Origin of the sequence: Sphingobium sp. EP60837 (assembly GCF_001658005.1) — a bacterium.
Taxonomy (GTDB): Bacteria; Pseudomonadota; Alphaproteobacteria; order Sphingomonadales; family Sphingomonadaceae; genus Sphingobium; species Sphingobium tyrosinilyticum.
In genome coordinates this window covers 1,427,501-1,446,740 of record NZ_CP015986.1, presented here as the reverse complement: position 1 = coordinate 1,446,740, position 19,240 = coordinate 1,427,501, and the positions used below count along the sequence as shown (strand labels likewise).

Sequence of the window (19,240 nt, the reverse complement as noted above, 5' to 3'; positions counted from 1 at the left end):
CCGCATGGCGGCGCTCGACAGAATGGATCGCTCGCCCGGCCCGTGACAGCGCTTGCCCGGCACCCTACATCCCGTTCATGAGCCAAGCCCTACCTGAACCGCTGGAGCAATGGTTCACCTCTCGCGGCTGGACGCCGCGCCGTCACCAGATGGACATGCTCGCCGCCGCGCGCGTCGGGGATCATGCGCTGCTTGTGGCGCCCACGGGGGCGGGCAAGACGCTGGCGGGCTTCCTGCCGACGCTCGTCGATCTGATCGACAGTCCCGGTGAGGGGCTTCATACCCTCTATGTCTCGCCGCTAAAGGCGCTGGCGGTGGACGTGCGCCGCAATCTGCTGACGCCGATCGAGGAAATGGACCTGCCGATCCGGGTGGAAACCCGGACAGGCGACACGCCATCCGATCGCAAGGCGCGGCAGCGGGCGCGGCCGCCGCAGATATTGCTGACCACGCCCGAATCGCTTTCGCTGCTCCTGAGCTATCCGGACAGCTTCCTGATGTTCGCACAACTGCAGACCGTGATCATCGACGAGGTTCACGCCTTCGCGACGCAGAAGCGCGGCGACCTGCTCAGCCTGTCGCTTGCGCGGTTGCAGAGGATCAACCCGGACTTGCGCCGCGTGGCGCTGTCGGCGACGGTCGCGGATGTGGATGCCTACCGCGCCTGGCTTGCGCCCGATGGAGACATCAACAGCGTGACGCCGGTCATCGGGGAGCAGGGGGCCGATCCCAACGTCGCCATATTCATTCCCGAGGGGCGTATTCCCTGGTCGGGCCACTCGGGCAAATATGCCGCGAAACAGGTGATGGCGGAAATCGAGCGGCGGCAGACGACGCTGGTTTTCTGCAACACGCGCGGGCTTGCCGAACTCATCTTCCAGGAACTGTGGACGGTGAATGAGGCGAACCTTCCTATCGCCATCCATCATGGCAGCCTGTCGGTCGAAGCGCGGCGGAAGGTCGAGAGCGCAATGGCGGCGGGGAAGCTGCGCGCGCTCGTCGCAACCGCCAGCCTCGACCTGGGTGTCGATTGGGGCAATGTCGATTGCGTGATTCAGATGGGCGCGCCCAAGGGGTCCTCCCGCCTGCTCCAGCGAATCGGCCGCGCTAATCACCGGCTGGATTGCCCCAGCGAAGCCATTCTGATCCCCGGCAACCGCTTTGAATATCTTGAAGCCCGTGCCGCGCTCGATGCGGTGGAGGAGGGGGAGCGCGACGCGGACGACTTCCGCCCCGGCAGCCTGGATGTCCTGGCCCAGCATGTCATGGCGCTGGCCTGCGCCGCGCCCTTTCGTGAAGAGGAGCTGCTGTCGGAGATACGTTCCGCAACGCCCTATAGCGCGCTGACCGACGAGGGGTTCGCCAACGTCCTTCACTTCATAGAGGGGGGCGGCTACGCGCTGCGGGCCTATGATCGTTTCAAGCGGCTGATGCGTGAGGCCGACGGGCTATGGCGCGTCTCGCATCCGCGCTTCATCCAGCAGCATCGGTTGAATGCGGGCATCATCGTCGATCAACCCGTCCTCGACGTGCGCTTCCCCAATGGCCGCAAGCTCGGCACGGTGGAGGAGGGGTTCGCCGCGACATTGCGTCCGGGCGACAGCTTCTTCTTCTCCGGCACTGCCCTGGAGGTGGTGCGCATGGACCTGACCGACCTTGTCGTGCGCGCCACATCGAAACAGGCGCGAATCCCCACTTGGGGCGGCACCCGCATGGCCATGTCCACGCGGCTTGCCGACCGGGTCCGTCATTTCCTAGCGGAGCCGGAGGAATGGCGCCGCTTCCCGGACGATGTCCGCGATTGGCTGGAAGTGCAGAAATACAGGTCCGCCTTGCCCGAGCCGGGGCAGCTGCTGATCGAGACATTCCCGCATGAGGGGCGCCATTATCTGGTCTGCTACAGTTTCGAAGGGTGGAACGCGCACCAGTCGCTGGGCATGCTGCTGACCCGACGTATGGACGCGCAGGGGCTGATGCCGCTTGGCTTTGTTTCGAATGACTATGCGCTGGCCGTCTATGGGTTGAAGCCCGTGACGGATCCGCAAAGCCTGTTTTCGGCCGACATTCTGGATCATGAATTTGTCGAATGGGTGGAGCAATCCAGCTTGCTCAAGCGGGCCTTCCGCGATGTTGCAGTGATCGCGGGACTGATCGAGCGGCAACATCCCGGCAAGCGCAAGACGGGACGGCAGGTCACTTTCTCGACCGACCTCATCTATGAGGTACTGCGCAAATATCAGCCCGATCATCTGCTGATAAAGGCTGCCTGGGCCGATGCCCGGGCACGGATGACGGATGTGGGGCGGCTGGGCGACCTGATCGACCGCGCGTCGGCGACGATGCTGCATATCGATCTCGACCGGGTGAGTCCTTTGGCCGTACCCGTATTGATCCTGATCGGCCGCGAACAGGTGGCGCAGACGGCGGCGGAAGATGCCTTGCTGATCGAAGCGGAAGCGCTGGTGGCCGAAGCGATGCGGACGGACTAGAAATCCTCGCGGACGCCGCCGCACCCTTTCAATGTTCCTTCGCCGAAAGACACTGCGACGCGGTCGGCCCAATGGGCGTCACTCATGCCGTCGCTGCAGGGGCCTTCCGTGACGATTATGGAAAAGCCGTCGCCGATGTAACGAACCGTACGGCCGTCGTCCGCGCGGGTGATGGGGTAATGCGCAGGTGACTTGTCGGGGCGCTCCAGCGTGGCCGTCGATCCCTTGACCGTTACGGCCCAGAAGGGCTCCGTACCCAGCGCGCGATAGCGAGTCTCGTTGCTGAGTGGAGTCGTATCGACGGGAGTTGGCGCGGGCGAAGCCGATTCGCGAGGCGTAGAAGACATAGCGACCTGTGGCACAGATGGTTGGGCGGCGATCACGGTTTGAGCAATCGGCGCATCATTAGTGCTTAGGTCCGCCATCGTTTCTTTACGGCCGCACCCGGTTAAAAGCAGCATGCCCGTAATAAACAGCCATGCTTTCATACTTCGCCTCCCTTTTAGCAGTTTATAAATATATCGTTGGGTATATATGGACTGTTAGCGTAGGTCTTAATTCGTAATTAACCACGCTATTTAAGCAAATGCACAGCATGCGCGAGTAGAAAATCCTCTGTGTTTGGTGGATTTTTCATGCTGCATGCCATTTCAGGCCGATTGCTGCGGCCCCAGCTGGGGAGCCGGCGGCGTTTTCAACGCGCTGGCGACACAGCATTATCCCCTCGCAGGCTTTTTGCCGCGCTGTTCAGCGATGCCAACGGCGTTGCTCTGGTCGAAACGGCAATGGTCGCGCCGTTTCTTGCCCTCACCATCATGGGTACGGTTGATATCGCCCGCTACGGCGCTGCCAAAATGAAAATACAACAGGCTGTAAATCGCGGCCTGGAAATGTCGTGGATGGGGGGCAAGGATATCGCCGTAAGCGATATACAGGCGCAGGCGGCGGCCCAGGCGAATGTCGATGCGGCGGGGGTAACTGTCACCCAGACACTGGAATGCGGCGGAACTGCGACTAGCTGGAGCAGCACATGCGCTTCGGGTGAAACGGCGCGCTACACGCAGATTCAGATTTCAACGACCTTCACGCCGTCCTTTGCGCTCAGCCCCCTGACGCGAGCGCTGGGTAATTCTAACGGAGTGGTGCCCATTTCCGTGACCGGAGTGCTGAGGATACAATGAGGTTCTTGCGCCTCCTCTGCAAGCTCGCGCTGGACTGCCGTGGTGTCGGCGTGCTCGAATTCGCGCTCGTCGCGCCGGTCCTGCTCGGCATGCTGATCGCTATCCCGGCGCTGGGCGTCCTCTTTTACGCGCAGGCGGGACTGCGGAGCACCGTCGAAGACGCGGCGCGATATGCGACCACATGGCCCAAGCCCAGCGAGGCCGACATTCAGGCGAGAATAGCGGCCAAGCGATTCGGGATGGAACCGGCGAACATCGTCGCGCCGACCGTCACCTTCACAAGCGGAACGCCGAGCTACGTCACCATCACGATGGGCTATAATCTGACGATAAATTATGTGCTCGGCAGCAAGACCATCGCGCTGTCGGAAACGCGCAGAGCCTATGTCATCAGCTAAGCCGAGGACCTGACCATGCCATTCCTCAACCGCCTTGCCGGTCTTCGCACGCTCTGGTCCGACGCGCGGGGCAATGCGCTCATGCTGACTGCCCTGGCGCTGCCTGTCGCAATCGGCGCAGCGGGTCTCGGGGTCCACACGATGCAGCTGGCGCATGTGAAGCGGGAATTGCAGCGGGAGGCTGACTCTGCGGCGATGGCCGGAGCCTATTCGCTCTATCAGGACCAGACAAATAGCACCGCCACTGCACAGGCGAACAAAGCGCTGACGCAGAACCCCCTTGTTCCGAGCGCAACCGCCACGATCACGCCCGGGGCCTATACGAGCGGCAGCACTACCTACGCATCAGCGATGTATGTGCGCCTTGTCAGCACTCAGCCGACCCCCCTCATGGCATTGTTCGGCCGCTCTACATCCGATGTAGCCGCCGAAGCGCGAGCTGCGGTGGTTTCCGATGGAAAGGTCTGCTTCTTTGCCAAGGAAAGCGGCAACAACACCGGCATTACTTTCGCGGGCAATTCGACCTTAGATCTGGGGTGCGGCGCAGGGACCAACTCGATCGCCACGAACGCCGTGAATGTGAACGGTCAGCCTACGGTGAGGGTGTCGCCGATCGTCGCCATGGGGGGGATTCCTTCATCGACAGCATATGCAAGCGGCACATTGCTAATGCCCAATCACGCCGCATTGACCGACCCGCTAGCAGGCAACAATTATGATCCCAGCACCAGCGATGTTTCGAACGGCGCGTGCAAAATCAATAACAATACTTGGAAAGTTATCGACGTTCCGTCTGGAACGACCGACGACGGATCTACTCATCCGCCGGGCTGTTATGGAACCATCAACGTTCAGGGCAACCTCACACTGTCGTCTGGAACCTACTATTTAGCTAATGGCGCCAACAATGCCGGTCTGCAGGTAGGAGCTCAGGGTCATCTCACTTGTTCGGGTTGTACGTTTGTGCTCACCAGCACTACGCCAAACAACGCGAACAGCTTCGCAACTATGGACATCAATGGAGGCGCGGAGGTTGATCTTACTCAATCGACCAGTGGCACCTATAATGGCATCACCATATACCGGGACAGTAGGGCGGCAGCGAGCAATCAATGCTGTCAGATCAATGGAAATTCAAACTCGACGCTGAGCGGAGCCTTCTATTTCCCCAACGATACGCTGACATTCAACGGCACGTCAGGCATGTCACTAAACTGTTTTCAGATGGTCGCGCTGCGCCTCTCCTTTAGTGGCAATGCGACCATTACTAATACGTGCGATCTACCCGGCGGGAACAACAAATGGTCGTTGACTGCGGTCCGGCTGATAGGTTGAAGCGGCTATCAAATAACCGCTTCAACCCGAAAAATCACACATCCAGATTAGCGACGTTCAGCGCGTTGTCCTGAATGAACTCCCGGCGCGGCTCGACCACATCGCCCATCAGGCGTGTGAAGATTTCGTCGGCGACGTCCGCCTGTTCGACCTCTACCCGCAGCATGGAGCGATTGTCCGGATCCAGTGTGGTTTCCCACAGCTGTTCCGCATTCATCTCGCCCAAGCCCTTGTAGCGCTGGATCGATAAGCCCTTGCGCCCGGCGGTCAGCACCGCTTCCAGCAATTCGCTCGGCCGCGTTACTGCCACCGCGCCCTTCGCCAAGACCGGCAGATCATCCTCGCCTGCCTCCTCGGCGGCGGCAGCGGCCTTGGCGGTTACGAGGCGGCTGGTGTTACGATAGCTGTCGGCTTCCTCGGCGGCGATGGTGTGCAGCTTGCGCGCCTCGGCCGATCCGATAAAGCCATGTTCGATCATGTGATGATCGGTGACGCCGCGCCACAGACGTTCGAAGTGGAAGCCGCCCTCTTCGGCGACCCGCCCGCTCCAGTTGCCCTCATTGTCCTGCGCATCCATCCACTTGACCGTGTTGTCCAGGCGCTCGGCCTGCGCGTCATTGCTGAGTTCCGGATCGAGCGCGCCGTTGATCGCCAGCGCCTCTATGATCGCGGGATTATAGCGGCGCGGCACATAGCGCATCACCGCCCGCATCCGCCGTCCATGCTCGATCAATGAACGCAGGTCGTCGCCCGACCGCTTCCCTTGGGTCGTTTCCAGCGCCATGGATTCGACGCCATTATCGACCAGATATTGTTCCAGCGCCGCTTCATTCTTGAGGTACACCTCGGACCGGCCACGCGTCGCCTTATAGAGCGGCGGCTGGGCGATATAGAGATGCCCCGCCTCGATGATCTGCGGCATCTGGCGGTAGAAGAACGTCAGCAGCAGCGTGCGGATATGCGCGCCATCGACGTCGGCGTCGGTCATGATGACGATCTTGTGGTAGCGCAGCTTTTCCAGGTTGAAATCGTCGCGGATGCCCGTGCCCATCGCCTGGATCAGCGTGCCGACTTCCTTGGACGAAAGCATCCGGTCGAAACGGGCGCGCTCGACGTTCAGGATCTTGCCCTTCAGGGGCAGGATCGCCTGATTGTGCCGGTTGCGGCCCTGCTTGGCGGAGCCGCCGGCCGAATCACCTTCGACCAGGAAGAGTTCGGACTTGGCGGGGTCGCGCTCCTGACAGTCGGCGAGCTTGCCGGGCAGCGAGGCAATGTCCATCACGCCTTTCCGCCGGGTCAGTTCACGCGCCTTCTTCGCGGCCTCGCGGGCGGCGGCGGCATCGATCACCTTCTGCACGATCATCTTGCCGTGCTGCGGGTTCTCTTCCAGCCATTCCGCCATCTTGTCGGCCATCAGGCTTTCCAGCGGCTGGCGGACTTCGGAGCTGACCAGCTTGTCCTTGGTCTGTGACGAGAATTTGGGATCAGGCAGCTTGACCGAGACGATCGCGGTCAGGCCCTCGCGCATATCCTCACCGGTCAGCGACACCTTCTCCTTCTTCAACATGCCCGACTTGTCGGCATAATTGTTGAGGGTGCGGGTCAGCGCGGCGCGGAAGGCGGCCAGATGCGTGCCGCCATCCCGCTGCGGGATGTTGTTCGTGAAGCAGAGGACATTCTCATAATAAGAATCGTTCCACTCCAACGCTACGTCGATGGTCACATCGTCGCGGCTGCCCGAAATCGCGATGGGATCGGGCATCAACGGCGTCTTGTTGCGGTCGAGATATTTCACGAAGGCCGCGATGCCGCCTTCGTAGAACAGCTCGATTTCCTTCTTTTCCTCGTGCCGTGCGTCGATCAGGAACAGCCGCACGCCCGAGTTCAGGAACGCCAGCTCGCGGTAGCGATGCTCCAGCTTCTCGAAATCGAATTCGGTGTGATTCTTGAAGGTGCCGCCGTCGCCGGGGACCTTCTCGGTCGAGGGGAGGAAGGTGACGCGCGTACCCTTTTTCCCCTCGGGTGCGTCGCCAATGACCTTCAGCGGCGCGACGGCATCGCCATAGGCAAAGCGCATATAATGCTCCTTGCCGTCCCGCCAGATATTGAGATCCAGGAACTCGCTGAGCGCGTTCACCACGCTGACGCCGACGCCGTGCAGGCCGCCTGAGACCTTGTAGGCATTGTCGTCGTTGGTGTTCTCGAACTTTCCGCCCGCATGCAGCTGGGTCATGATGACCTCCGCCGCCGACACGCCTTCTTCCTTGTGAATGCCGGTCGGAATGCCGCGCCCATTATCCTCCACGCTGACCGACCCGTCGGGGTTGAGCGTGATCAAGATGCGGTCGCAATGTCCGGCCAGCGCCTCGTCGATCGCATTGTCGCTGACCTCGAACACCATATGATGCAGGCCCGACCCGTCATCGGTGTCGCCAATGTACATGCCGGGCCGCTTGCGCACGGCATCCAGCCCTTTCAGGACCTTGATGCTGTCGGCGCCATAGGCGTTGCTGTTGGGGCTGTTCTGACTTTCCTCGCTCATGGCGAGCATATAGGGACATCCCCTAAGAAACTAAAGCGAAACATGGCATCTTCCGCTTGTCCCCGCCGGGGTTTATCAGCGTGGAATGCGCGCCATTCTTCCTTTTCTTCTCATGCTTGGCGCCTGCTCCGACAGCAGCGACGTGCTGCAGGATTTGCCCAATAGTTCTATCGCCGGCGCACCCCGTGAAGATATGCCGGAGACGCGGCTGGAAGCGAAGATCAGGCGTCCGGTGACGATCGGGGAAGATGGCCCTCGGCTCGACCCATGCGGTGCGATGGGGCAGGCGGTGCGCGTCGGCGCTCGCGGCCTCGCTATCCGTGCCGCGCCCTTTGCCGAGGCGCAGGAAGTTGCGCGTCTGGCGGAAGGTGGCCGGGCCTATGTCTGCACGCGTAGCCTCGACCAGAAATGGCTGGGCGTGGTCGTGGAAGATACCACCAGAGATTGCGGTTTGTCGGAACCAGCCGAACGTAAGCAGTCCTATGAAGGGCCTTGCTTGAGCGGTTGGGTGTCGAGCGCCTCGATGCGGCTGATCGGTCGCTGATAAAAGAAAAGGACCGGCCAGCGGGCTCTGCTGGCCGGTCAGGGGGCAAGGGTCTTCCGCTGGCTTGCAATAAAATGGCCTTTTACAACACATCCATTTGACGATAGGTGGACTTGTCGTTCTCCTCTTGAAAAGAACTGGTCATGTCCACTTCCGCGCTTCGCCCTCCTTCGCTGCTTCGCCTGCTGGGCGCCTGGCGGGTAGAGGAGAGCGCCGAGCCGGCTTATCGCCAGCTGGCCCAGGCGTTGCGCATGCTGGTGCTGGACGGGCGCGTCGGCCTCAATGTCCGGCTGCCCGGCGAGCGGGAGTTGGCCGCTGCGCTGGGCCTCAGCCGCACGACCATCGCGGCCGCTTTCGATCGGCTGCGCGATGAAGGCTATTTGGAAAGCCGTCAGGGTTCCGGTAGCGTCACTCGTCTGCCACCAGGCCGGGTGGAGCTGGAGACGCCTGAGATCGACATGGTTTCTCATGGCAATATCCTCAACTGGACCCATGCCGCCTTGCCAGCCGCACCGGGCGTTGGCCGCGCCTGCCAAGCGGCGGTGGAGGCGCTGCCCGCTTTCCTGGGAGAGCTGGGCTATGATCCGTTGGGACTGCCGCCGCTGCGCCGCGCCATCGCTGCGCAGTTCGAGCGGCGCGGCTGTCCCACCAGCCCCGACCAGATCATCGTCACCAACGGCGCGCAGCAGGGTTTCGCTCTCCTGCTGCAATGGCTGACCGGACCGGGTGACCGGGCGGTGATCGACCATCCGACCTATCATAATGTCATCCAGGCGCTGCAGCGCGCCCATGTCGTGCCAGTGCCCGTCGGCCTCCCCGCGCAAGGGTGGGACATTGACGCCATAGAGGCGGCCTTCCGCCAGACCAGCCCGCGCTTTGCCTATGTCATCGCCGACTTCCACAATCCCACTGGCCGCAGCATGGATCCAGCGACCCGGCGCGCGCTGGTCGCCGCCGCAACGCGCAGCCATACGCCGCTGATCATCGACGAGACGATGGTCGCGATGGGGCTCGACTTCCCTGCGCCGCCGCCGGTGGCGATCCATGATCCTTCCGGCCGCCAGGTCATCACCATGGGGTCGGCGAGCAAGATCTTCTGGGGCGGGCTGCGCGTCGGCTGGATCCGCGCCGATCCGCAGACGATCGCAGCGCTAGGGCGGCTGCGCACGACGATGGACATGGCCAGCCCGGTGGTCGAGCAGCTTGCCGTTGCGCAGCTGATCGACGGCGATGAGGGGCTAGGACCTCGTGCTGATCTGTTGCGCGCCCGCCGCGATCATCTGATCGCCCAGATCGAAAAACATCTGCCGCACTGGCGTGTCGAATCGCCGGCCGGTGGTCTCTCGCTCTGGGCTGAATTGCCCCGCGCCGAAGCGACCGCGCTGGCGGCGATCGCGGAAAGTCACGGGGTACGGGTGGCGCCGGGGCCGCGCTTCGGCGTCAGCGGCGCGTTCGAACGGTTCCTGCGTCTGCCCTTCACCTTGCCGGAGGAGCAGCTGACGATGGGGGTCGAGCGATTGGCGGAAGCCGACGCCCGGCTGCACGCCCGCATGCCGCGTGGGCGGGATTCGCTTGCCGCGGCGCTAGAGGCGGATCGGCTGATTTGATGTTTGTCGTCGATGTGAGAGGTTGGTGTGGATGGGAGGTGACGCGCCACCTTACCGTCACCCCTGCGGAAGCTGGGGTCTCAGGCCATGTAGCGCCACATCTCCTGAAATTCCAGCTTTCGCTGGAATGACGGTTGGTGGCCGACACCGGGCATGAAAAAAGGCCGCGCAGGACATCTCCCGCGCGGCCTCTTTAACAGTTGAAGTGGCGCTTACGCCGCCTTCTTCTCAGCCTTGTAGCGTTCGATGGCCTCGATGGTGATGCGGCGGGCGTCTTCCGCGCCGCCCCATGTGCCGACCCGCACCCACTTCTGCTTTTCCAGATCCTTATAGTGGGTGAAGAAATGCTCGATCTGCTCCATCACGATTCCGGGCAGATCGTCCTTCTCATCGACGTCGCTATAATAAGGGAAGGTCTTGTTGTCGGGAACGCAGACCAGCTTTTCGTCGCCACCGGCTTCGTCTTCCAGATTCAGCACGGCGATCGGACGCGCGCGCACGACAGAGCCGGGCACGAAGGGCGAACGCGCGATCACCAGCGCGTCGAGCGGGTCGCCATCGGGCGACAGGGTGTGCGGCACGAAGCCGTAATTGGCGGGATAGCGCATCGGCGTGTGCAGGATGCGATCCACGAACAGCGCGCCCGATGCCTTGTCGAACTCATATTTGACGGGCTCGCCACCCACGGGGACCTCGATGATGACGTTCAAGCTGTTGGGCGGATCGTCGCCGACCGGGATCAGTTCGATATTCATGGACTTCAAGCCTTTTTCGATACGCGTTGGCGTTACGGGTGATTCATGTTTTCGGTCTGAGCAGCCGGTCCAGGCTGCCTTCACCCTCTCCTGTCTTTTCGAGGCGCGGATAGCGCAGCCCGCCTGAATATGCGAGCGTCAAAGTGCGATAGTATTTATCCTGTTTGACGATCATCTGCATCGGTTTTGCGGCCTTCAGTGCAGCCTTGAAGACGTCGGCGGAATATTCGTCGCCATTGATCGCGACGATCTTCGCGCCGGTGACCAGGCCCGCCTTGAAGGCGGCACTGTCCCAGACGACGTTCGAAACCTCGCCATCGCCCTTCACGATCAGGCCGATACCGAAGCTTTGGTCGAGATTCTTGCCCTCGGCCGCCTTGGTAAAAGCGTTGGGCGTGTCGCCATAGACGAGCTTGTATCCGCCCAAGGCGAAACCCCCTTTGGGTGTTTCGCGCGTGGTGCTGTCCACATATTTGTCGAAGAAGCCGGTCCAGTCATAGGGAGCGATGGCGTTCAGCGTCTTGATCACCTCGCCGCGATTATAGACGACCTGTCCCCAATCCCCCGGATTGATGCCGAAAAAGGCTTTGGCGAAATCATCCAGGCCCTTGGCGCCCTTGGTCTGCTGGCGGATGATCGCATCGGCCTCCAGCCAGATCATCAACCCTTCATTATAATAGTCTTCGGACCGCTGCCAGCTAGACCAGCCCTTGGGCCGCCGCGCCGAGATGATGGGGTCGTGGGTCGTGTCTTCCATCGGCCGCCATTCGCGGCCGCGCGTTGTGTCCAGTTTGGCCGCGATATGGGCGTAAGCGTCCAGCGTCTCCTGTTTGGTGAACAGGCCCGAGCGCGCGCCAAGCACATAGCCCCAGAATTGCGTCTGCCCTTCATAGACCCACAGCAAATTGTCCTGCATCGGCACGTTGAAATCGGGCGTCCACAGCTGGTCGGGGCGGCGAAACTTGCCGTCCCAGCTATGGGTGAACTCATGGGGCAGAAGGTTGCGGTCAAGCAGCGCCTCGCCCTCGCTCCATTTCTTGAAATAGCCCGGCTCCACCTGATTTTCCGATGAGCGGTGATGTTCAAGGCCAATGCCGCCCATCTCGTCGGTGATGGCGAAGAGGAAATCATAATGATTGAAATGATAGGCGCCGAACAGCGCGCCCGCTTCATCGACCAGCTTCTTATGCTTGGCGATCTGGTCGGGCTTGGCTTCCAGCTCATCGGCATCATCGGCGATCATGTTGAGCGTGACATTGTGGCCGAGGTCCACCGGCTTGAAATAGCGACCGGCAAAGATCGGCGAATCCTGCAAGGCTTCATAGTCGATCGTCTCATAGGCGACGGTCGATCCACTCTTCTTCCCTCGCAACGCCGTCGCCGCCTGCCAGCCATCGGGATAGGTGACGGTCGCCTGCACCGGAATCTGGCGCGTGAAATAGCCGGCGGGATAGAGCGATACTGACTCCCACTGGATGTTCAGCATCTTGGGCGTGACAACTACCCGGCCCTGATTGGATTGGGTGGCGGACAGGAACTGGAACTCCGCGACGACCTGTTTCGTGCCCTGCGGCACATCAATGACAAAGCCATAGACGTTCAGCGGGTCGCGTTTCCAAGCCAATGGCTTTCCGTCCGCGGTGAAGGTGAGGCCACTGAGCTTTTCGATTTGCCCGCGCGGCGCATGATTGCCGGGCAGCCATTGCGGCATCAGCAACGTCATCGGGCCGCTCGCTGCCACCGGGATGGTTTCCTTCACGCGAAAGATGCGCTGCACCGTATCACTGGCATCGACCTCCAGGCGGATGGCGCCGCCCGGATAAGGAACATCGCGCGGCGCAGGGCTCGCGTAGTTGACGGGCAGGGCGGCAGGCTTTGACCTTACGGCATTCTGGGCGAATAGGGGGCTGGCGATTGCGGTGGAAAGCAGAAGAGCGGCAGCAAGGCTGCGGATCATGGCCATCTCCGAAAAAAAGATGCGGCTGGAACGCCTTAAGGAGCCCAGAATGACGAGCCGGACCGGCGCCGTCCACCCCCATTGGCCGAAGCCTTATCATATGGCAAAAAAGCGCGTTTCCATGGGGCTTCTTTGCCGCTAAAGGCGCATCCCCATGGCGAAAATCGAAACCCCGCGTCCGGTGCGCGGTACGCAGGACATGCTGGGTGGTATGAGCGAGGCGTTCCAGGAACGCTTCGCCCATGTCGTTGCGACCTTCGACCGGGTGCGCAGGCTCTACGGCTTTCAACGCGTCGAAGTGCCGGTGTTCGAAGCCACTGCCGTCTTCGCCCGTTCCTTGGGTGAAAGCACGGATGTCGTTTCGAAGGAAATGTACACGTTCGAGGATCGCGGCGGCGACAGCATCACGCTGCGTCCGGAATTTACTGCCGGGATTGCGCGCGCCTATGTGACCGAAGGCTGGCAGCAATATGCGCCGCTGAAGGTCGCCACCCACGGTCCGCTGTTCCGCTATGAGCGCCCGCAAAAGGGCCGTTTCCGCCAATTCCACCAGCTTGACGCCGAGATTATCGGCGCGGGTGAGCCGGGCGCGGACGTGGAATTGTTGGTCTTCGCCGACCAGCTGCTGCGCGAACTCGGCGTGTCGGAAGGCGTGACGCTGAACCTTAACACGCTCGGCGACGCGCAGAGCCGCGAAGCCTGGCGCGCCGCTCTGGTCGCCCATTTCGAAGCGCATCGCGATCAGCTGTCGGAGGAAAGCCTCGACCGTCTGCACCGCAATCCTTTGCGCATTCTCGATAGCAAAGACCCGCGTGACCGGCCTGTGGCGGATAGCGCACCGGATATCGACCTCTATCTGACCGACGAAGCGCGCAGCTTCTTCGACAAGGTGACGGCTGGCCTTGATGCGGCAGGCGTCGCCTGGGAACGCAATGCGCGGTTGGTGCGCGGCCTTGATTATTACCGCCATACGGCGTTCGAGTTCATTACCGATCGCCTCGGTGCGCAGGGGACCGTGTTGGGCGGTGGGCGCTATGATGGACTGATCGAAAATCTCGGCGGACCGTCCACGGCTGCGGTCGGCTGGGCGGCGGGGATCGAGCGGTTGGCGATGCTGATCGAGGCGCCTGAACTCGACAAGCCGAGTGTCGCGGTCATTCCGATGGGTGAGGCCGCCGAAACCAAGGCTACAGGCATCATCGCTGATCTGCGCCGTGCAGGATTGGCCTGTGACATGGGCTATCGCGGTAATATGAAAAAGCGGATGCAGCGCGCCAATGCTTCGGGCGCTGTCTGGGCGATCATCCTTGGCGACGATGAACTGGCCCGAGGCGAGGCGGCGTTGCGCGATCTGCGCTCGGGCGAGCAACAGGCGGTGCCGTTAACCGCGTTGGTTGAGACGCTGACGGCCACCTGATGCATATTTCCGCCGAACGCATCGCGCAGATTGAAGCGCGCCGGGACGAGGTGCAGGCGTCGATGACGCGCGCCGATCTCGCGCCCGACGAGTTCGTTCGGCTGTCCAAGGAATATGCCGAGATCGAGCCGGTGGCCAAGGCCGCGCATGAGGTGCGGCGGCTGCGGCAGGAGCTTCAGGCGCTCGAATATATGGCGGGCGGTGACGACGCTGACGCTGATGCCGCCATGCGCGAAATGGCGCAGGAGGAAATGCAGCTGATCAAGGGCCAACTGCCCGCGGCTGAGCGCGCCCTCGCGCTGCAACTATTGCCTAGGGACTCCGCGGACGCGCGTCCGGCGATGCTGGAAATCCGCGCGGGCACCGGGGGCGACGAGGCCGCACTTTTCGCGGGCGACCTGTTCCGCATGTATCAGCGCTATGCCGACGCGCAGGGCTGGAAGATGGAGATGATCTCCGCCAACGCGGCTGAAGTGGGCGGTTTCAAGGAAGTCGTGGCCAGCGTCACCGGCATCGGCGTCTTCGCCAAGCTCAAATTCGAAAGCGGCGTCCATCGCGTCCAGCGCGTGCCCGTCACCGAGAGCGGCGGGCGTATCCACACCTCCGCCGCGACGGTAGCCGTGCTGCCGGAGCCGGAGGAGGTTGATGTGCAGATCGCGGACAGCGACCTCAAGATCGACATTTACCGCGCTTCGGGCGCTGGCGGCCAGCATGTCAACACGACCGACAGCGCCGTGCGCATCACCCATCTGCCCAGCGGCATCGTGGTGACGCAGCAGGACGAACGATCCCAGCACAAGAATAAGGCGAAGGCGATGCAGGTGCTGCGCGCCCGCCTTTATGAAGCAGAGCGGGAGCGCACCCAAAGCGAGCAGGCGGGGGCCCGCAAGGCGATGGTGGGGTCCGGCGATCGCTCGGAGCGCATCCGCACCTATAATTTTCCGCAGGGCCGGGTGACGGATCACCGCATCAACCTGACCCTGCACCGCCTGCCGGAAATTCTCGAAGGCCCCGGCCTCTCCGAAATTATCGACGCGCTGATCGCTGAAGATGAAGCGGCGCGCCTCGCCCAGTTGGACGGCATCGGGTGAGTATCGCGCAGGCGCTGCGTGATGCGGCCGCCCGTCTTCAAGAGACCAGCGATACGCCTCGCCTCGACGCCGAACTGCTGCTCGCCCATGCGCTAGGCTTGGATCGAAACGACCTTCTGCTCCGCCAGCGTGAACTGGCTGTGCCCTCCGGCTACCGGGCTTTGATAGAGCGCCGTATCGCTGGCGAACCCGTCGCCTATATCATCGGCATGCGGGATTTTTGGACAATCAGCCTACATGTCACGCCCGATGTTCTCATACCCAGGCCGGACACCGAAACGCTGATCGAAGCGGCTATCGAACATTTCAAAGACCGGCCACCGGCCCGCATCCTTGACCTGGGGACCGGTTCGGGCGCGTTGTTGCTCGCGGCGCTCGACCAATGGCCAGAGGCGACGGGGCTGGGCGTCGATATCTCTACCGCTGCGCTGGCCGTGGCGCGGGGCAATGCGGAGCGGTTCGGGCTGGACAGCCGGGCGTCCTTCTGCCTTGGGGACTGGGGGCAGGGCGTGACCGGGCCGTTTGACCTGGTCCTGATCAACCCCCCCTATATCGCTCGCGATGCGGCGCTTGCAGGGGATGTGCTGCATGAACCGCAAGGCGCCTTATATGCAGGTGCCCAGGGTCTCGACGATTACCGGCGGATCGCGCCCATGCTGCCCCGCCTGCTTACCGCGGATGGAATGGCCGCAATCGAGATAGGTTATGATCAGCGCGAAACCGTGTCTGCTTTGCTTTCCGATCAAGGGCTTAGCGTCGCCTGCCGCTCGGATCTGGCGGGGCATGACCGTTGCCTTGTCGCGACGCTGCCGGGGACCTGCTGAACCAGAGGCGGAATTGCATGGCTCCGCGTGAAATTTGCTTGGTTTATGGCTTTAAAGACACTACATGAGGAGCAGGGACGGCACTATCCTGAGGATCTGCCCTGTGGGGCTTAGCTGAGAAAAGGCCGTTTTCCCGCTCCTTCAAAGTCACGACGGCGCTGCTGCGCAAGCGCCTCTGGCAGCGTAAGGGCAAGGGCTGTCGCAGCCCCTGTCCGGCGGAGCCCTACCCGGCCTGATAAGCGGGCCGTGCTTTAGGATAGCGACTGAACTATGATTTCAGTGAATGTTGGCAAAGTGAACGCAAGGACCAGGTCTTGATCAACAACAGGCAGGCCGGTCGCCGTAATCGCGGCCGGAACAATAACGGTCGTCCCAATGGTGGTAATCGGGGCGGCGGCGACAACGGCAACCGGATTGACAGCCGCGCACGCGGCAATGCGGCTCAGCTTCTTGAAAAATACAAGAATATGGCCCGCGACGCGCAGATGGCCGGCGACCGGGTGAATGCGGAATATTATCTGCAGTTCGCCGATCATTATTTCCGCGTCCTTGCCGACAACCGCGCCCGACAGGAAGAGCAGCAACAGCGCTATCGCCGTCCGGACGACAATCTCGATTATGAAGGCGATGATTTCGACACCTCCGAATATGGGGGTGAGGATAGTCGCTCTGAACCGCAGCAGCCGCAGCAGCAGTTTGACCGTGGCTATGAAGGCGAGCGCCGCCGGGAACAGCCCCGCGACTATCAGGACAATCGCGACGGCCGCAACCGCCGCGACCGTCCGCGCCGTGATCGCCCCGCCTATGAAGGCGGTTCCGAACAGCCGCAGATGGAGGTAGTCGAGGCGCCTGCCCCTGTGACCGATCGCGCGCCAGAACCGCAGGTGGCCGCGGAGGCCGAAGCGCCGCGCCCCCGCCGGGGCCGGCCGCGCAAGGCCGAAGTTGTAAAGTCGGAGGGCAGCGAGGGGTTGGACCTGGCCGTCCTGCCGCCATCGATCGCGCGCGCTGACAATGACAGCGAGCCCGCTGCAGAGGAAGCGCCCCGCAAGCGCACCCGCCGCGCGCGTCCCGCTGCCGAAGCGGCTGAATGAACTGAATAGGCGGCGCTCGAAAGAGCGGCCTTCGGAATGAAAAAGGGAATGGCGCGTGCGTCATTCCCTTTTTCATTTGCGCGTCAGCCTTCGGGCAGCACTCTTGGCCGATGCTCTTCGTCCAGCGCTACGAAGGTGAACAGACCGCTGGTGAGATCGACCTCCTGCTGGTCCACGCCCCGTGTCGCGACCACATCGACGCGGATGCCGAGCGAGGTCCTGCCTCGCCTTTCTTCCCGCCCATAGACAGCCACGACATCCCCCACCAGCATGGGGGATATGAATTTCATGCCATCAATCGCCACGGTCGCAACCGCGCCGCGCGCAAGCCGCCCGGCCACGATTCCTCCGGCGATGTCCATCTGGCTCAATATCCATCCGCCGAAAATATGGCCGTTGCTGTTGATCTCCGTTAGGCGCGGCACCACGCGCAGGACCAGTTCGCCCCTATTGTCAGTCGTCAATGGATACCTCGTCCTTCAGCGGGTCAATCACCTGATCGTCATGGCCTGTTCCGCTCGACAGGAACACGAGCGCCATCAAAGCTGTCCCGAGCATGAAGGTCAACCAGACCCCAAGGACGGTCGCCAGGATCATGTGGAATGGCATGGGTCCGGCCCAAAGGCGAAGGCAGATCAGCGCGATGCCGACGCACAGTGCACCGCCTGCCGCCATCCACAGCATGATGCGGCGAAACCGCCTCCATGCCGTTGCGGCGATCTGCGGATCATCCAGGGCTTGCGGGTGTCTCATCCCTTTTCTTTGGGGTGTGAAAGTGGGATCATCAAGGGACTGGACCATAAAGTCATAACGGCAAGGAGACGGGGCATGACGATCACCGCGATTCTGCAAGGCAAGGGGCGCGAAGTCACTCAGGTCAGGTCGGACGATAGCGTCCTCTCAGTCGTTCAGCTTTTGTCGGAGCGGCGGATTGGCTGCGTTCCGGTCGTCGATGACGGCCGGGTGCTCGGCATCTTCTCGGAACGCGACCTTGTCCACCATATAGCCCGCGACGGAGCGGGGGTGCTGGAACGGCGCGTCGGCGACGTGATGACCGCGCCGGCGATCACCACCGATGATAAGACCCCCGTCATCCACTGCCTCTCATTGATGACCAAGAAACGCGTGCGTCACTTGCCGGTCGTGGTCGATGGCGTTCTCATCGGCTTGGTGTCGATCGGCGACCTCGTCAAATTCCGCATCGATACGATCGAATCGGAAGCAGCGGCGCTGCGCGATTATATCCAGTCCGCCTGAGCCATCAGGCGGAGGCGGGCTGTGGCGGCGCCCGGCGAATCACCAGGGCCGCCAACTCCATCATCGTGCCGCGCGCGCACAGCATCAGTGCGGCAAGAAAGGCAAGGCCGCCTGCGGGCACCAGCACGCTCAGGCGGAGCGGTGCAGGCAGTGCAGGCAAGAGCGAATCGAGTATCGCTACCGCGCCCGCCATCAGTATCGAGCACCCAAGACCCGGGGCCGAAGCGCGAATCAGGTCCACCAATCGCAGCCCCATGGGCTGTCCAGCCAGATACGCCGTCACTGCCGTGAGAATCGGAAAAGCGCCCAGCCATGCCCAGGCCAGTCCAATGGCTCCGAACTGGATGCCGACAAGAAAGGCAGCGGGCATCAGCACTGCACCGACCGCCGCGATTCGCGCCGTGGTGCCGGGCCGCCCCAATGCGTTGCTGACCGGTGCGAACATCACCTGCAGCGTCATGAAGGGCATCGCCAGCGCGAGCACCGATACGAACGGCGCCATCTCCAGCCATTTTTCACCGAACAGCGTTTCGACCAGCGGCTCGGCCGTCACCGCCATGCCCAGATAGACCGGGCAGGAAATCAGCAGCAGCAAGCGCACCGCCTTGCAGAACGACCAGGCGATTCGCCCGGGATCTTTCTGCATCCGCGCATAAGCGGGGAAGGCGACGTCGTTGAGCGGGGGGATGAATTTCGACACGAAAATCTGGGTCAGGAACAGCGCTTCGGCATAAAGGCCAAGCTGATGCGGA

18 protein-coding genes (1 of these 18 only partly in view) are annotated in these 19,240 nt (G+C 62.2%); 11 read left to right on the top strand and 7 right to left on the bottom strand.

Going from position 1 to position 19,240, the window contains the following annotated elements:
- The first annotated feature begins 77 nt into the window (after positions 1 to 77).
- The gene (locus EP837_RS07075) at positions 78 to 2,489 is read left to right on the top strand and encodes a ligase-associated DNA damage response DEXH box helicase (RefSeq protein ID WP_066525825.1); all 2,412 of its coding nucleotides are present in this window, start codon (positions 78 to 80) and stop codon (positions 2,487 to 2,489) included.
- Here the strand turns inward: EP837_RS07075 and EP837_RS20920 are convergent.
- Entirely contained in the window at positions 2,486 to 2,836 is a 351-nt protein-coding gene (locus EP837_RS20920) for a hypothetical protein (RefSeq protein ID WP_225870510.1), read from the bottom strand. The two genes, EP837_RS07075 and EP837_RS20920, sit on opposite strands and share 4 nt — an antisense overlap.
- 288 nt (positions 2,837 to 3,124) lie before the next feature.
- Here EP837_RS20920 and EP837_RS07065 point away from each other — a divergent pair, with 288 nt between their 5' ends.
- From EP837_RS07065 to EP837_RS07055, 3 genes are read left to right on the top strand one after another with little or no spacing between them, the layout of a single operon-like run.
- Positions 3,125 to 3,670, top strand: a complete 546-nt coding sequence (locus EP837_RS07065; RefSeq protein WP_066525820.1) for a TadE/TadG family type IV pilus assembly protein — start codon at positions 3,125 to 3,127, stop codon at positions 3,668 to 3,670.
- On the top strand, positions 3,667 to 4,068 hold the full coding sequence (locus EP837_RS07060) for a TadE/TadG family type IV pilus assembly protein (protein ID WP_066525816.1): 402 nt from the start codon (positions 3,667 to 3,669) through the stop codon (positions 4,066 to 4,068). The genes EP837_RS07065 and EP837_RS07060 overlap by 4 nt, the downstream gene beginning before the upstream one ends.
- Positions 4,069 to 4,083: 15 nt before the next feature.
- Positions 4,084 to 5,403, top strand: a complete 1,320-nt coding sequence (locus EP837_RS07055; RefSeq protein ID WP_066525814.1) for a TadE/TadG family type IV pilus assembly protein — start codon at positions 4,084 to 4,086, stop codon at positions 5,401 to 5,403.
- 34 nt (positions 5,404 to 5,437) lie between these two features.
- On the opposite strand, the gene gyrB is transcribed toward EP837_RS07055, so the two are convergent.
- Positions 5,438 to 7,945: a DNA topoisomerase (ATP-hydrolyzing) subunit B gene (gene gyrB, locus EP837_RS07050; protein WP_066528899.1), complete on the bottom strand. Its 2,508-nt coding sequence runs from the start codon at positions 7,943 to 7,945 to the stop codon at positions 5,438 to 5,440.
- Between the two features lie 85 nt (positions 7,946 to 8,030).
- Between gyrB and EP837_RS07045 the strand changes: the two genes are divergently transcribed.
- Together EP837_RS07045 and yczR are read left to right on the top strand one after the other, a co-directional pair.
- On the top strand, positions 8,031 to 8,489 hold the full coding sequence (locus EP837_RS07045; protein WP_066525812.1) for a hypothetical protein: 459 nt from the start codon (positions 8,031 to 8,033) through the stop codon (positions 8,487 to 8,489).
- Between the two features lie 143 nt (positions 8,490 to 8,632).
- Positions 8,633 to 10,096, top strand: a complete 1,464-nt coding sequence (gene yczR / locus EP837_RS07040; RefSeq protein ID WP_066525810.1) for a MocR-like transcription factor YczR — start codon at positions 8,633 to 8,635, stop codon at positions 10,094 to 10,096.
- Between the two features lie 212 nt (positions 10,097 to 10,308).
- Here the strand turns inward: yczR and ppa are convergent, their stop codons facing one another.
- Together ppa and EP837_RS07030 are read right to left on the bottom strand one after the other, a co-directional pair.
- On the bottom strand, positions 10,309 to 10,851 hold the full coding sequence (gene ppa / locus EP837_RS07035) for an inorganic diphosphatase (protein ID WP_066525809.1): 543 nt from the start codon (positions 10,849 to 10,851) through the stop codon (positions 10,309 to 10,311).
- 43 nt (positions 10,852 to 10,894) lie between these two features.
- Positions 10,895 to 12,808, bottom strand: a complete 1,914-nt coding sequence (locus EP837_RS07030; protein ID WP_066528896.1) for a M61 family metallopeptidase — start codon at positions 12,806 to 12,808, stop codon at positions 10,895 to 10,897.
- A gap of 154 nt (positions 12,809 to 12,962) precedes the next feature.
- Between EP837_RS07030 and hisS the strand changes: the two genes are divergently transcribed.
- The 4 genes from hisS (at position 12,963) to EP837_RS07010 (ending at position 17,231) form a co-directional block, all read left to right on the top strand.
- A complete protein-coding gene (gene hisS, locus EP837_RS07025; protein ID WP_066525807.1) occupies positions 12,963 to 14,225 on the top strand; it encodes a histidine--tRNA ligase in 1,263 nt (420 codons plus the stop codon).
- Positions 14,225 to 15,316, top strand: coding sequence for a peptide chain release factor 1 (gene prfA / locus EP837_RS07020; protein WP_066525804.1), 1,092 nt, complete (start codon positions 14,225 to 14,227; stop codon positions 15,314 to 15,316). The genes hisS and prfA overlap by 1 nt, the downstream gene beginning before the upstream one ends.
- Complete coding sequence (gene prmC / locus EP837_RS07015) at positions 15,313 to 16,140, top strand: peptide chain release factor N(5)-glutamine methyltransferase (RefSeq protein WP_066525801.1); 828 nt, start codon at positions 15,313 to 15,315, stop codon at positions 16,138 to 16,140. Before prfA ends, prmC begins: the two co-directional genes overlap by 4 nt.
- Positions 16,141 to 16,454: 314 nt before the next feature.
- Complete coding sequence (locus EP837_RS07010; protein WP_066525798.1) at positions 16,455 to 17,231, top strand: DUF4167 domain-containing protein; 777 nt, start codon at positions 16,455 to 16,457, stop codon at positions 17,229 to 17,231.
- Between the two features lie 83 nt (positions 17,232 to 17,314).
- Here EP837_RS07010 and EP837_RS07005 read toward each other — a convergent pair whose 3' ends face one another.
- Complete coding sequence (locus tag EP837_RS07005) at positions 17,315 to 17,695, bottom strand: acyl-CoA thioesterase (RefSeq protein ID WP_066525796.1); 381 nt, start codon at positions 17,693 to 17,695, stop codon at positions 17,315 to 17,317.
- Positions 17,685 to 17,984: a hypothetical protein gene (locus EP837_RS07000; protein WP_066525794.1), complete on the bottom strand. Its 300-nt coding sequence runs from the start codon at positions 17,982 to 17,984 to the stop codon at positions 17,685 to 17,687. Before EP837_RS07000 ends, EP837_RS07005 begins: the two co-directional genes overlap by 11 nt.
- A gap of 75 nt (positions 17,985 to 18,059) precedes the next feature.
- On the opposite strand from EP837_RS07000, the gene EP837_RS06995 reads away from it, so the two are divergent.
- The gene (locus tag EP837_RS06995) at positions 18,060 to 18,488 is read left to right on the top strand and encodes a CBS domain-containing protein (protein ID WP_066525790.1); all 429 of its coding nucleotides are present in this window, start codon (positions 18,060 to 18,062) and stop codon (positions 18,486 to 18,488) included.
- 4 nt (positions 18,489 to 18,492) lie between these two features.
- On the opposite strand, the gene EP837_RS06990 is transcribed toward EP837_RS06995, so the two are convergent.
- Positions 18,493 to 19,240, bottom strand: the 3' portion of a protein-coding gene (locus EP837_RS06990; RefSeq protein WP_066525789.1) for a lipopolysaccharide biosynthesis protein. The gene runs 740 nt beyond the window's last position; 748 of the gene's 1,488 nt are visible here — the last part of the coding sequence; the start codon falls outside the window, past its right edge; the stop codon is at positions 18,493 to 18,495.